This window comes from Thauera sp. SWB20 (assembly GCF_000831325.1).
In the GTDB taxonomy this organism is placed as follows: domain Bacteria; phylum Pseudomonadota; class Gammaproteobacteria; order Burkholderiales; family Rhodocyclaceae; genus Thauera; species Thauera aminoaromatica.
In genome coordinates this window covers 638,061-650,938 of sequence record NZ_JTDM01000020.1, presented here as the reverse complement: position 1 = coordinate 650,938, position 12,878 = coordinate 638,061, and the positions used below count along the sequence as shown (strand labels likewise).

The window sequence follows — 12,878 nt, the reverse complement described above, 5'->3', positions numbered from 1 at the left end:
TATTATCCATGTCTAAGATCGTCCGGAATCAGGTCGTGCCGCACCGCCGCCTGTTACTCAAGGGCCTCGCCACGCTGCCGCTGGGGCTTTCGGCCGCCGCCCAGGCCGCCCAGCGCGACCCGCAACTCGACTTCCGCCACACTCACACCGACGAGCGCCTGAGCGTCGCCTTCCGCAACCGCCAGGGTTACATCCAGCCCGCCCTGCAGCGCATCGACTGGCTCTTGCGCGACTTTCGGACCGGAGAGTCTACACGGATGGATCCGCGCCTCTATGACATGCTTCACGCATTGAGCCTCGCGTGCGGCGGAAACACCTTCGAGATCATCTCGGGCTACCGCTCGCCGACCACCAACACCATGCTGCGCAAGACACGCGGCGGCGGGGTGGCCAGGCGCAGCCTGCACATGGACGGCAAGGCGATCGACATCCGCCTGGTGGGCGTCGATACCGCCCGCCTGCGCGACGCCGCGCTCGCGCTCGGCGGCGGCGGCGTCGGCTACTACCCCGACTCCGACTTCGTGCACATCGACACCGGTCCGGTGCGCAGCTGGGGTCCGCGGTCGGCCTGATCCCGTCGCACCCGGCCCGCATCGGCCCTTTCAGAACAGCAGCAAGCCCCACACCACGGCAGCGTGGAGCAGTGCGAGCAGCACCGCCGCGCTGCCGACGTCCTTCGCGCGCTTGGCCAGCTCGTGCCGCTCCAGCGACACCCGGTCGACCGTCGCCTCCACAGCCGAGTTCAGCAATTCCACCACCAGCACCAGCAGGACGCTGCCGATCATCAGCGCGCGCTCGACCGCACCCTCGCCCAGCCACAGCGCGAGCGGAACCGCGACCAGGGTGAGCCATATTTCCTGGCGGAAGGCATCCTCGTGCCGGTAGGCTGCGCGCAGTCCGTCCATCGAATAGCGGGCCGCGTTGAAGATCCGGCGCAGACCGGTCTTGCCTTTGAAGGGACTTTCCATCCTGGCTCATCCATCCGTGCTCGAAAGGTTCGCGATCATGCCACGAAAGCGCGGCACGACCCGCGCCGTGGCGCGGCTCCGACGCTCCCGATCCGGCGCCGGCACGGCGGCGGAGGGGGTACGATGACGCGCACGATCGGCCGCTTCGAGATCCGCCGCGAACTCGGCCGCGGCGCACAGAGCGTGGTGCACCTGGCGTGGGACCCGCAGCTCGAGCGCGAGGTGGCGCTCAAGGCGCTGCACCTCGGCCCCCGCCCCGGCCACGACAACGCCTCGCTGCTCGCCGAGGCGCGCGCGGTGAGCCGGCTGCGCCACCCCGGCATCGTCCCGGTGTTCGAGGCCGGCGAGGACGGCGGCGATCCTTACCTGGTGTTCGAGTACGTGCCCGGCGAAAGCCTGGCCGCGCTGCTCGACCGGCGCGGGCCGCTGCCTGCCGGCGAGGCCGTGGAGCGCATGCTGGAGATACTCGCCGCGCTCGCCGAGGCGCACGCGCAGGGCGTGATCCATCGCGACCTCAAGCCCAGCAACGTGCTGCTCGACACCGGCGGCCATGCGCGCGTGATGGATTTCGGCATCGCCCGCCGCATCGAGGCCGCGGGGGCCAGCGAAGGCCTCTCGGGCACTCCGGGCTACATGGCGCCGGAGTACATCGAGCGCCGCGAGATCGGCCCGCGCAACGACGTCTTCGCCGCCGGCGTGCTGCTGATCGAGCTGCTCGCCGGTCGTCCGCTGGCGCGCGAGGGCGGCGTGAAGAGGGTCCTCGAGCGCACGCGCAGCACACCCGTCACCCTGCCCGCGGACGGCCCCCCGGTCGACGAGGCCCTGGCCGCGATCGCGCTGCGTGCCGCCGCGCTCGACCCGCTCGCGCGCTTTGCCGACGCCGCCGAGTTCCGCCTCGCGCTCGAAGCCTGGCGCCAGCCCGCCGAGACCGACCCGGAGGCCGGCAGCGAGGCCAGGCCGGGCGCGGTGGATTTCCTGATGCGCCGCATGAAGCACCGCGGCGACTTTCCCGCACTCTCCGAATCGGTAGTGGCGATCAACCGCATCGCGGCCAGCGAATCGGAGAGCGTGGGCACCCTGTCGGCACTGATCCTGCGCGACTTCGGCCTCACCAACAAGCTGCTGCGGGTGGTGAACTCCGCGCATTTCCGCCCCGCCGGCGGCGGGCGCATCAGCACGATCTCGCGCGCGGTGGTGGTGCTCGGCTTCGATGCGGTGCGCAACATCGCGATCACCGTGCTGCTCTTCGAGCACCTGCAGAACAAGTCCAACGCCAGCCAACTGCAGGAGGAGTTCCTGCGCGCCTGCCTGGCGGGCCTGTTCGCGCGCGAACTCGCCCGGCGCCTGCGCCTGCGCGACGGTGAGCAGAGCTACATCTGCGCGGTGTTCCACAATCTGGGCAGGCTGCTGTGCCAGTTCTACTTCCCGGAGGAGAGCGAGGACATCCGCCGCGTCGTGCAGCAGCACGGCTGCAGCGAGGAGAGCGCGGCGCAGCGCGTGCTCGGCGCCGGCTACGAGGAACTCGGCATCGCGCTCGCGCGCGCCTGGGGCTTCCCCGAGCTGATCCAGAACAGCATGCGCACCCTGCCCGAGGGCCCGGTCCATGCGCCGCGCAGTGCCGACGAGCGCCTGCAGAGCCTGGCCGCCTGCGCCAACGCGTGTTGCGATGCGGTGTCGCGCCTCGCCCCCGCGGAGCGCGAGCGTGCGCTGGCCGACATCGCCGCGCGCTTCGACGAGGCCGTGCCGGTGCCTGCGCGCGAGGCGCGCGAGCACCTGCGCAGCGCGGTCGACGAGATCGGCGAATTCGCCCGCGTGGTCAAGGTAAGCCTCGCGCAGACGCGCTTCGGGCGCAACCTGCGTCACTTCATCGACGGCAGCACGCCGGCGGAGGGCGCACGGGTCGACGCCACGCTGATGCCGGCCTCCGCGCTGCTCGAGCAGTCGCTGCCCGCCGAGGGCGGTGCGGAAGGCCAGCGCGCCGCCGACCCGCAGGCCGTGCTGAGCGCAGGCATCCAGGACATCAGCAACAGCTTGGTCGAGGATTTCCGCCTCAACGACGTGCTGCGCATCATCCTCGAGACCATGTACCGCGCGATGGGCTTCAAGCGCGTGCTGCTGTGCGTGCGCGACGCGCGCAGCAACGCCATGTGCGGGCGCTTCGGCTTCGGCCCCGAGGTAGGCGAGCTCGCCAAGCAGCTGCGCTTCAGCCTCTCGGCCCAGCCCGACAACGTCTTCAACGTGGCCACCGCACGCGGCGTGGACGTGCTGATCAGCGATGTGGACGACCCCAAGATCGCCGCCCGCGTGCCGGCCTGGTACCGCAGGTCGGTGGCGGCGCGCACCTTCGTGCTGTTCCCGCTGACGATCAAGGGCCGCCCGGTGGCGATGATCTACGCCGACAAGGATCGCGCCGGAGAGCTGCGCATCGGCGAGCAGGAGCTCGCCATGCTGCGCACCCTGCGCAACCAGGCGGTGCTGGCGATCAAGCAGGCGGGCTAAGGTGAATCGCCCCCGCGAGGCTTCCGGGGACGAGCACGCGAGCCCCGCTCACTGCGGATCGATCCGCAGCACCCGCCCGGCGCTCTCGTCGAGCAGCCACAGGCGGCCGTCCGGCCCCTGGCGCACGTCGCGGATCCGCCCCAGGCCTTCGAGCAGGCGCTCCTCGCGCACCACGCGCTCGCCATCGAGCACCAGGCGGGCGAGCAGCTGGAACTTGAGCGCGCCGACGAAGAGGTTGCCCTGCCACTGCGGGAAGGCATCGCCGGTATAGAAGGCCATGCCCGAGGGGGCGATCGAGGGTGTCCATTGCAGCACCGGCGCCGCCACGTCTTCGCGCTCGCTGCCGGCGCCGATCTTGCGACCGGTGACGTATTCGCGGCCGTAGGTGATCTCCGGCCAGCCGTAATTGCGCCCGCCCAGGGTGCGGTTGATCTCGTCGCCGCCCTGCGGGCCGTGCTCGTGGGTCCACAGCTCGCCGGTGCGCGGGTGCAAGGCCGCACCCTGCACGTTGCGGTGGCCCCAGGACCAGATCTCGCCGCGCACGCCTGCACGCCCCACGAGCGGGTTGTCGGCGGGTACACCGCCGTCGGGATCGATGCGCACCACCTTGCCGAGATGGCTGTCGAGCGCCTGCGCGCGCTCGCGGTGGTGGAACCGATCGCCCAGGGTCACGAACAGGCGGCCGTCGCGCCCGAACACCAAGCGCGAGCCCCAGTGGTGATTGCCCGCGGGATCCTCGTCCTGCGCGAAGATGCGGCGCACGTCCTCGAGGCGCAGGCCGTCGACGTCGAGCCGCGCGCGCGCCACGGCGGTGCGCGCTCCCCGCGCGGTCGGCTCGGCGTAGGAGAACACGATCAGGCGGTCACGGTCGAAGTCGGGCGCGAGCGCAACGTCGAGCAGGCCGCCCTGCCCGCGCGCATGGACCTCGGGCACGCCGGCGATGGGTTCCGACACCCGCCCTGCCGTATCGACGATGCGCATCCGCCCCGGGCGCTCGGTCACCAGCATGCGACCGTCGGGGAGGAAGGCGAGCGCCCACGGACTCTCCAGACCGCGCGCGACCTCGGTCACGCGCAGCGGCCCCGTCTCGCTCGGATACACCATGCCGGTCGCGCCCGCGAGCGGGGCGTGCATGCTGCCGGCGGCGAGCATGCCGGCGAGCAGCGCGACGCGCAGCGCTGCGCGCGTGCGCGAGCTCGAAAGTTCGCGAACTTTGCCATCCTGCATCGGGTCATCTCCCCAGGTTATTGCGCGCCGCACCACGCGCCGCGCATTTGCCGCTAAGCTCCGCCAGCCATCGACGCACGACACCGAACCGCCGCCACCTTCCCAGCGCTGCTGCGCGCGCCGCACCACCGACAGGCAGCCAACCGCTTTTTTCGGACCACAGATGCCCACATCCGTTCGCACGCTGCTGCGCGTGCTCTTCATCGCCGCCCTCGGTGGCGCCTTCTGGCTCGCGCTGATGCCGATCGAGCCGGTGATCAAGCTGTTCTCCTGGCAGGACAAGGTCGAGCACGCCCTGCTCTTCGCCGGCCTCGCGATCCTCGGCGTCGCCGCCTGGCCGCGACGCGTCGGCCTGCTCGCGGCCGGGCTGCTGGCCTACGGCGCGGCGATGGAGGTGGCGCAGTCGACCACCGCCTACCGCGTCGGCGATCCGCTCGACTGGCTCGCCGACGCGGTCGGGCTGCTGGTCTTGCTGCCCTTCCTCCGCAACCGGAAAACGAACACGGCGAACGCCCGGTAAACTCCCTGCCGGCACGCGGGCCCATGCGGTCCGCGCTCGACACCTCCCGAACAGGCCTGCCCATGCTCCACCACCCGCGCATCGCCCTCGTCACCGGCGCCACGATGGCCAAGCCGGATCCCGAAACCCACCTGCTCGTCGACGCCCTCGCGCAGCGCGGCATCGTCGCCGACGTGCCGCCCTGGAACAGCGAACAGGACTGGGCCGCGTACCCCCTCGTGGTGGTACGCACGCCATGGGACTACTTCCGCCACCTCGACGCTTTCCTGGCCTGGGCCGAGCGCACCAGCGCGCTCACCCATCTCGTCAACCCGGTAGCCGTGATCGCGTGGAACAGCCACAAGGGCTACCTGCGCGAACTCGCGGCCGGCGGCGTCGCCACCGTGCCCACGCTGTGGATCGAACGCGGTGACACCGCCCCCGGCGCACGGCTGACCGCGCAGGGCTGGGACGAGGTGGTGGTCAAGCCTGCGGTGTCCATCGGCGCCATCGGCGCCCTACGCGCCAGGGCCGACGACCCCGCCTGCCGCGCGCATCTGGAGGACCTGGTCGCAGCGGGCGACGTCATGGTCCAGCCCTTCGTGCACAGCATCGCAGAGGCGGGCGAGGTGTCGATGATCTACTTCGGCGGGGTCTTTTCCCATGCCATCTGCAAACGCCCTGCCGCAGGCGACTATCGTGTGCAGGACCTGTACGGCGGCACGGTGCATGCGCACACGCCGAGCGCGGCCGAGCGCAGGCTGGCCGAGGCCGTGCTCGCGCAGGCGCCCGCGGCGACCACCTATGCCCGGGTCGACCTGGTGAGCCACGAGGGTCGGCCGGCACTGATGGAGCTGGAGGCCATCGAGCCCGAACTCTTCCTCGGCGCAACCCCGGACGCGGCCGCGAACTTCGCCGCCGAACTGGCACGCCGGCTCGAAGTGGCGCAGGCGCAAGGATAGGCGCGGGCACGGGCGCACCGTGCGATCCGCCGCCAGCACCGGCGGCGCGCCTTTTTTGCGGTCGGGCGCACCTGCCGGCGCACACCTTGTTATCATCGCGGCCTTTCCAATCAAGCGCTTGCGCACTTCAACCACCGATGAGCATCGACCGCCACACCCTCGAACTCCTCGCCCCCGCCAAGACCGCCGACTTCGGCATCGAGGCCATCGACCACGGCGCGGACGCGGTCTACATCGGCGGCCCGGCCTTCGGCGCGCGCTCCTCCGCGGACAACTCGGTGGAGGACATCGCGCGCCTCGTGCAGCACGCCCACCGCTATCACGCCGAGGTCTTCGTCGCCACCAACACCATCCTCTTCGACCACGAGATCGAGCCGGCGCGCAAGCTGATCTGGCAACTGTACGATGCCGGCGTCGACGCGCTCATCGTGCAGGACATGGGCCTGCTCGAGCTCGACCTGCCGCCGATCCAGCTCCACGCCAGCACCCAGACCGACATCCGCGACGCGAGCAAGGCGCGCTTCCTGCAGGACGTGGGCTTCTCGCAGATCGTGCTGGCGCGCGAGCTGTCGTTGAACGAGGTGAAGAAGATCGCCGCGGCCACCACCTGCCAGCTCGAATACTTCGTGCACGGCGCACTGTGCGTGGCCTTCTCCGGCCAGTGCTACATCAGCCACGCGCACACCGGGCGCAGCGCCAACCGCGGCGAGTGCTCGCAGGCCTGCCGGCTGCCCTACGACCTCAAGGACAAGGACGGCCACACCGTCGCCAGCAACCAGCACATGCTGTCGATGAAGGACAACAACCAGAGCGCCAACTTGCGCGCGCTCGCCGCCGCGGGGGTAAGCTCGTTCAAGATCGAGGGCCGCTACAAGGATCTCTCCTACGTCAAGAACATCACCGCGCACTACCGCACGCTGATCGACGAGATCCTCGAGCACCCGGACACCGACGGCGCCCGATATCGCCGCGCCTCCAGCGGACGCACCTTCTTCTTCTTCACCCCGCAGGCCGACAAGACCTTCAACCGCGGCTACACGGACTACTTCACCAACGATCGCCGCCACGGCATCGAGGCGTTCGAATCGCCCAAGTTCGTCGGCGAGCCCATCGGCCGCGTAAAGAAGATCGACACCAAGGGGCGCAAGTTCTTCGACGTCGAGCGCGCGGCGCCGATCCACAACGCCGACGGCCTGACCTGGTACGACCCCAAGGGCGAGCTCACCGGCCTGCGGGTGAACCGCGCCGAGGCGGACGGCGGCGGCGAAGGCATCGACCGCATCTTCCCTGCCGACCCCCTGCCGACCGACCTGGTCCCCGGCACCTCGCTGTTCCGCAACCATGACCACGAATTCGAGCGCGCGCTGGGGAAGAAGTCGGCCGAGCGCCGCATCCGTGTCGATGCACGTTTCGCCGCCACCCACGACGGCTTCGCGCTGACCCTGACCGACGAGGACGGCGTCGCCGTCACCGCGACGCTTGCCGCCGCCTTCGAGCCGGCACAGAACGCCGAGCGTGCACTCGCCACCCTGCGCGAGCACCTCGGCAAGCTGGGCAACACGATCTTCAGCGCAGGCGAGCTCGTGCTCGACCTGCCCGCCGCGCCCTTCCTGCCCGCCGGACAGCTCAATGCGCTGCGCCGCGATGCCGTGGAGCGGCTCGAGGCCGGCCGCCTCGCGGCCCACGCCCGCCCGCTGCGGGCCGCGCCGGTCGAGCCGCCGGTGCCCTACCCGCAGGACGCGCTGAGCTACCTCGCCAACGTGTCGAACGACAAGGCGCGCGCCTTTTACGCCCGCCACGGCGTCAAGCTGATCGACGCCGCATACGAGGCCAACGAGGAGCGCGACGACGTCTCGCTGATGATCACCAAGCACTGCCTGCGCTACAGCTTCAATCTGTGTCCGAAGGAGGTCAAGGGCATCCGCCCCGACCCGATGCAGTTGGTCAATGGCGACGAGACGCTGACGCTGAAGTTCGACTGCAAGCGCTGCGAGATGCACGTCATCGGCGCGCTGCGTCCCCACGTGGCGAAGATGCGCGACACCGTGGTGGCGCACAAGGTGAGCTTCGTACCCCAGCGCAAGACCAACGCCTCCGTGCGCTGACCCCCGCCGTCCCGCCCGCGCCGGTGGACAAGGCTCTTGATGTGGAGCGGATTTAACGTTAACGTCAACGTTAAATCACGGCGTTCCGCCAATCGCCCAGCAGGAGGAGACCATGTACCCCCGCTCGCTCACCGTCCTCGAGGGTCGCCGCAAGGCCGCCGGCGCCCGTTCCGCCCTGGACACCGCCGAACGTGCGATCCGCCACGCGATCGGCGCCGGTTTCCGCATCGGCTGTCGCGTGCTCGTCGGACGCGTGCCCGGAAGCGTGATCGGCTATAACATCGCGAGTTCGGGCCGCTTCGGCGGCGCCGCCTATCCGCTGCTGGTCGAGACCGAATTCGGCATCGCCAAGTGCAGCATGCAGGAAGTCTGCCCGGCCTGAGCCTCACGCGCGGGCGGGCGCCAAGCCCGAGCCATGAACGCCACGCCCGTCCCCCCCGCAGCCGAGCCCTCCGCGTCTTCCGCCCCCTCCACCGCGGAGTCCGGGCGCTCCTCGCCCATGCCTTCCGGAGCCACGCCCTGCGGCGCACCCGCTGGCGCGCCTGCGCAGCCGACCGTTTCTGCCACGACCGCCGCCTCGCCCACCCGGGTCCTGCCGGTGGACCAGCTCGCCGCACAGCCTGCGACCGACGCCCCCCTCGTGGTGCTCGCACTGTGCGCGCAGTGGTGCGGCACCTGCCGCGAGTTCCGCCCCACGCTCGAGCGCCTCGCCGAGGCAAGGCGCGACGTCGTTTTCGCCTGGGCGGACGTGGAAGACGATGCCGAACTCGTCGGTGATCTCGACGTGGAGAACTTCCCTACCCTGGCGCTGTTCCGCGCCGGCGTCGCGCTGCACTATGGCGTCAGCCTGCCGCATGAGAGCGTGGTGGCGCGCCTGATCGAGACCTTCGCCGCCGCAGCACCCCGCGCCGCGCCGGGCTTGGCGGCGGAGATCGGAGCACTCGCGCGCCGCCTGTCGCAGCCGGGCGGCGGCTGAGGCGCCGACATGCGCACCCGCGCCTCCGCATGGGTTCGCGCCTTCGCTGCAGCCGCAAGCCGGCGCGGCGCACCGCGCATAGGCCTCGCGTGCGGGGCGCTCAACGCAGCGGGATGGCGAGCGCAGCCGGGACCGGCACGGCGGTGACGCTGTTCTGCGGGCTGCCCTCGATCAGCTTGTCGCTGTAGACGAGATAGACCAGCGTGTTGCGCTTCGGGTCCACCATGCGCACGATGCGCACTTTCTTGAACAGGATCGAGGCGCTCTGCGAGAACACCTCCTCCTGCTCGCGCAGCGGACCGGAAAAGGAGATGTCGCCGACCTGGCGACAGGCGACCGAGGCGTCGGACGTGTCCTCGGCGAGGCCGAAGGTTCCCTTGAGACCGCCGGTGCGCGCGCGCGAGACGTAGCAGGCCACGCCCTTGACGGAGGGATCGTCGAAAGCCTCGACCACGACCTGGTGGTTGCGGCCGATCAGCTTGAACGCCGTGTCGACGTGGCCCACCGTCTCGGCCACGGCCACTCCGGGCAGGGCGACACCCAGCGCGAGCACTGCGGCTGCGACCGAGGCGGACAGCGACGGACGACGCGATTCAAGTACCGCATGGGACTTCAGCATGAAGGCCTCCAGAAGGCTGCGAGACCGACATTATCGCACCCCCAAGACACCACCGGGATGCGCGCGTCCGCATCCGGGCGGCATGCCGCGGCATCGTGCCTTTGGCGCCCGGCGGCTCCGCGCCTGACGGCGCCGCCGGACGGCGTCAGAGGCTGTCGCCGAAGTCCTTGCGGAACTGCGCGACGAGTTCGTTCTGCCAGTCGGAAACCGGCGCGAGGCGGCCGTAGAAGAAGCGCAGGATCTCCGGCTCCTCGGTGAACACCAGGCCGCCGATCAGGCGCCGGTTGGCGTACAGCCACTCGAGGCGGTCCACCGCGTACTTGACCTGCGACAGCGTGAACACCCGCCGCGGCAGCGCCAGGCGCACCAGCTCCATGTTGGCGAAGAGTTCGCTGCCGTCAGGCTCGCGCTGTTCGGAAAGCGTGCCGCGCTCCATTCCACGGATGCCGCCGGCGAGGTAGAGCGCCGAGGCGAGCGCGCCCGCCGGGTACTGCGCCTGCGGGATGTGGTCGACGAACTGCATCGCGTTGATGTGGCAGCCCAGGCCGCCGGCGGGGGTGATCACCGGGATGCCGCGCTTGACGAGCTCGTCGACCATGAAGCCGATGAACTGCGGACCCTGGTTGATGACCTCCTCGTCCATGGTTTCCTCGAGGCCCACGGTGAGCGCCTCCATCTCGCGCACCGACATGCCGCCATAGGTCAGGAAGCCCTCGTAGAGGGGCACCAGGCCGCGCATGCGGCGGTACAGCTCCTCGCTGCGGATGCACATGCCGCCGCCGCGCGCGCAGCCGAGCTTGCGCGCGGAGAAGTAGATCACGTCGCACAGGTCGGCCATGCGGCGGGTGATGTCGCGGATGCTCAGGCCCTTGCAGGCCTCCTCGCGCTCCTTGATGAAGTGCAGGTTGTCGGCGAGCAGGCTGGCGTCCATCACCAGCATCAGCCCGAACTCGTCGCACACCCTGCGGATGTCGGCGAGGTTCTGCACCGAGAAGGGCTGGCCGCCGATCAGGTTGGTGCCGGCCTCCATGCGCACGAAAGCGATCTTGTCGGCACCGTGCAGGCCGATCACGTCGCGCAGCTTGGCGACGTCCATGTTGCCCTTGAAGGGATGCACGCTGACCACCTCGAGGCCCACGTCGGCGACGAGCTCCTCGACCTTGCCGCCATTGAGCGTGATGTGCGCCTTGGTGGTGGTGAAGTGGTAGTTCATCGGCACCACCGAGCCCGGGGACACCAGCACCTGGGCGAGGATGTTCTCGCACGCGCGGCCCTGGTGGGCGGGCAGGAAGAAGGGCATGCCGAAGATCTCGTGCAGCTTGTTCTCCAGCCGGGTGTAGGTGGCGCTGCCGGCGTAGCTGTCGTCGGCGATCATCATCGCCGCCAGCTGCTGGTCGCTCATCGCATTGACGCCGCTGTCGGTGAGCATGTCCATGAACACGTCGGCGTTGCGCAGCAGGAAGGTGTTGTTGCCCGCCTCGGTGATCGCCTCGAGCCGGCGCTCGACCGGCGGCAGGTTCAGCTTCTGGACGATGCGGACCTTGTGCATCTCGAGCGGGATCGACTCTTCTCCGAAGAACTTCACTTTCGCCATGACGGGCTGCCTCCTCGTGCGACTTGCGTGGATGAAGGCCGCCATCGGACCACGACGGGGATCAGCGGATGTTGATGCAGCGCAAGAGTCGTTGACGCGAACGGAAACATGATTCCGCCATCGCGCGCACTTCCTGAGCGGAATCAAGGGAAGCAAGCGGCCAGGCTGGCAGACTTGCGCTCAGTGCCTCATCGACGCGGCCCTGCGCCGCCCGCCCCGCCGTGACCCTTGCCGTGCCCCTCTCCCCGACCGCTCCAGTCCCGACCCTGGCTCCCCGACCGCCGCAGGCGGCCGCGGGGCGCATCCCCGGCAGCAAGGCGATGTGGGTGGGAATCTTCTGCGAGATCACCGAGTTCGCGCTGCTGTTCGCGGTCTTCTTCATCGCCCGCGCCCACCACCCGGAAGCCTTCCAGGCGGGCCCCGAGCGGCTCTCGCTGCTGGCCGGCACCGGCTATACCCTGATGCTGCTCACCAGCGGCTGGTGCGTGGCGCGCGCGCTGCACGCGATGCGACGCGGCGACCGACGCGCGACGGTGCGCTGGATGCTCGCCGGCTTCGTGTTCGGGCTGGGCTACCCGGCGATCAAGATCTTCGAGCTGCAGCGCAACTTTGCGCTCGGGCTCGACGGCAGCGCCGGGGTATTCATCGTCAGCTACTACTACCTGACCTTCACCCACCTGGTGCATGTGTTCTGGGGCCTGCTCGGCATGATGTGGGTGATCGCGCGTACGGGCCTGGGCGCCTACACCCCCGAAGAGCACAGCGGGCTGGAGGCCTTCGCCTGCTACTGGCACGTCACCGACATGATCTGGCTGATGATCTTCCCGCTCTTCTACCTGCTCGGATGAGGAAACCCGCATGAGCCCCGAACGCAAGATCGATCTCGCCTGGCTGATGCTGGTATTGCTCAGCGTGGGCGGCGCGGGCATCGCCCGTTCCGACGCGAACGCCGTGCTGGTTGCGGTGGGCGTGTCGCTGGTGATGGCGATCAAGCTGCGTCTGGTGTGCAACTACTTCCTCGAGCTCCACGAAGCCCACCCGCGCATCCGCCGGGCCGTGCTCGCCTTCTGCCACGGCATGCCGATCCTGGTCATCCTCACCACCGCCTTCGGCGACACCCTCTCCAGCCTCACCGGCGCGCTGCTCGGCTAGGCCGGCCGACGGCGCAGCAGGCCGCCGCCTCGTGCAAGCCGGCCGCGCTCACCAGTGCGGCGGGATCTCGTCTTCGGGGCGAAGGGGGTCGCCCGGCTGCAGGGTCTTGACCTGCTGGGCGAGCTGATGCAGATGCTGGCGCAGCAGGTCGAGTTCCTGCTGCTGGCGCCAGACCGTGCGGTTGAGCTCGTCGAGGAGGTCCTCGGCGGCCATCAGCTTGGTCTCCAGCACGACGATGCGCTCTTCCATGGCGGGCGGTCCTGAATCGGTTTGCGGG

14 protein-coding genes are annotated in these 12,878 nt (G+C 69.9%); 9 read left to right on the top strand and 5 right to left on the bottom strand.

Annotated elements, in window-relative coordinates:
• The first annotated feature begins 8 nt into the window (after positions 1-8).
• On the top strand, positions 9-572 hold the full coding sequence (locus PO78_RS16820; protein WP_012585192.1) for a YcbK family protein: 564 nt from the start codon (positions 9-11) through the stop codon (positions 570-572).
• A gap of 30 nt (positions 573-602) precedes the next feature.
• On the opposite strand, the gene PO78_RS16815 is transcribed toward PO78_RS16820, so the two are convergent.
• Positions 603-968 carry a diacylglycerol kinase gene (locus PO78_RS16815; RefSeq protein WP_004317751.1) on the bottom strand — a complete coding sequence of 122 codons (366 nt, stop codon included), beginning with the start codon at positions 966-968 and terminating at the stop codon, positions 603-605.
• A gap of 123 nt (positions 969-1,091) precedes the next feature.
• Here PO78_RS16815 and PO78_RS16810 point away from each other — a divergent pair, with 123 nt between their 5' ends.
• Positions 1,092-3,467 (top strand): serine/threonine protein kinase, encoded by a 2,376-nt coding sequence (locus PO78_RS16810; protein WP_043745335.1) that lies wholly within the window; start codon positions 1,092-1,094, stop codon positions 3,465-3,467.
• A 48-nt stretch (positions 3,468-3,515) separates the two neighbouring features.
• On the opposite strand, the gene PO78_RS16805 is transcribed toward PO78_RS16810, so the two are convergent.
• Positions 3,516-4,694 carry a PQQ-dependent sugar dehydrogenase gene (locus tag PO78_RS16805; protein WP_004317754.1) on the bottom strand — a complete coding sequence of 393 codons (1,179 nt, stop codon included), beginning with the start codon at positions 4,692-4,694 and terminating at the stop codon, positions 3,516-3,518.
• Between the two features lie 163 nt (positions 4,695-4,857).
• Between PO78_RS16805 and PO78_RS16800 the strand changes: the two genes are divergently transcribed.
• From PO78_RS16800 to PO78_RS16780, 5 genes are all read left to right on the top strand, one after another.
• A complete protein-coding gene (locus PO78_RS16800; protein ID WP_043745332.1) occupies positions 4,858-5,214 on the top strand; it encodes a VanZ family protein in 357 nt (118 codons plus the stop codon).
• Between the two features lie 62 nt (positions 5,215-5,276).
• On the top strand, positions 5,277-6,155 hold the full coding sequence (locus tag PO78_RS16795; RefSeq protein WP_043745329.1) for an ATP-grasp domain-containing protein: 879 nt from the start codon (positions 5,277-5,279) through the stop codon (positions 6,153-6,155).
• 137 nt (positions 6,156-6,292) lie between these two features.
• Complete coding sequence (locus tag PO78_RS16790; protein WP_043745326.1) at positions 6,293-8,260, top strand: peptidase U32 family protein; 1,968 nt, start codon at positions 6,293-6,295, stop codon at positions 8,258-8,260.
• 112 nt (positions 8,261-8,372) lie between these two features.
• Complete coding sequence (locus PO78_RS16785; RefSeq protein WP_004317758.1) at positions 8,373-8,642, top strand: hypothetical protein; 270 nt, start codon at positions 8,373-8,375, stop codon at positions 8,640-8,642.
• A 117-nt stretch (positions 8,643-8,759) separates the two neighbouring features.
• Entirely contained in the window at positions 8,760-9,236 is a 477-nt protein-coding gene (locus tag PO78_RS16780) for a thioredoxin family protein (protein WP_012585187.1), read from the top strand.
• A 100-nt stretch (positions 9,237-9,336) separates the two neighbouring features.
• On the opposite strand, the gene PO78_RS16775 is transcribed toward PO78_RS16780, so the two are convergent.
• Together PO78_RS16775 and PO78_RS16770 are read right to left on the bottom strand one after the other, a co-directional pair.
• The gene (locus PO78_RS16775; RefSeq protein ID WP_004317760.1) at positions 9,337-9,855 is read right to left on the bottom strand and encodes a CreA family protein; all 519 of its coding nucleotides are present in this window, start codon (positions 9,853-9,855) and stop codon (positions 9,337-9,339) included.
• 145 nt (positions 9,856-10,000) lie between these two features.
• Entirely contained in the window at positions 10,001-11,449 is a 1,449-nt protein-coding gene (locus tag PO78_RS16770) for a tryptophanase (protein WP_012585186.1), read from the bottom strand.
• Positions 11,450-11,769: 320 nt separating this feature from the next.
• Between PO78_RS16770 and PO78_RS16765 the strand changes: the two genes are divergently transcribed.
• Together PO78_RS16765 and PO78_RS16760 are read left to right on the top strand one after the other, a co-directional pair.
• A complete protein-coding gene (locus PO78_RS16765; RefSeq protein ID WP_004317764.1) occupies positions 11,770-12,297 on the top strand; it encodes a cytochrome c oxidase subunit 3 family protein in 528 nt (175 codons plus the stop codon).
• A 10-nt stretch (positions 12,298-12,307) separates the two neighbouring features.
• Positions 12,308-12,601 carry a cytochrome C oxidase subunit IV family protein gene (locus PO78_RS16760; RefSeq protein ID WP_004317766.1) on the top strand — a complete coding sequence of 98 codons (294 nt, stop codon included), beginning with the start codon at positions 12,308-12,310 and terminating at the stop codon, positions 12,599-12,601.
• Between the two features lie 48 nt (positions 12,602-12,649).
• Here the strand turns inward: PO78_RS16760 and PO78_RS16755 are convergent, their stop codons facing one another.
• Positions 12,650-12,850: a SlyX family protein gene (locus PO78_RS16755; RefSeq protein ID WP_004317769.1), complete on the bottom strand. Its 201-nt coding sequence runs from the start codon at positions 12,848-12,850 to the stop codon at positions 12,650-12,652.
• Positions 12,851-12,878: the final 28 nt, after the last annotated feature.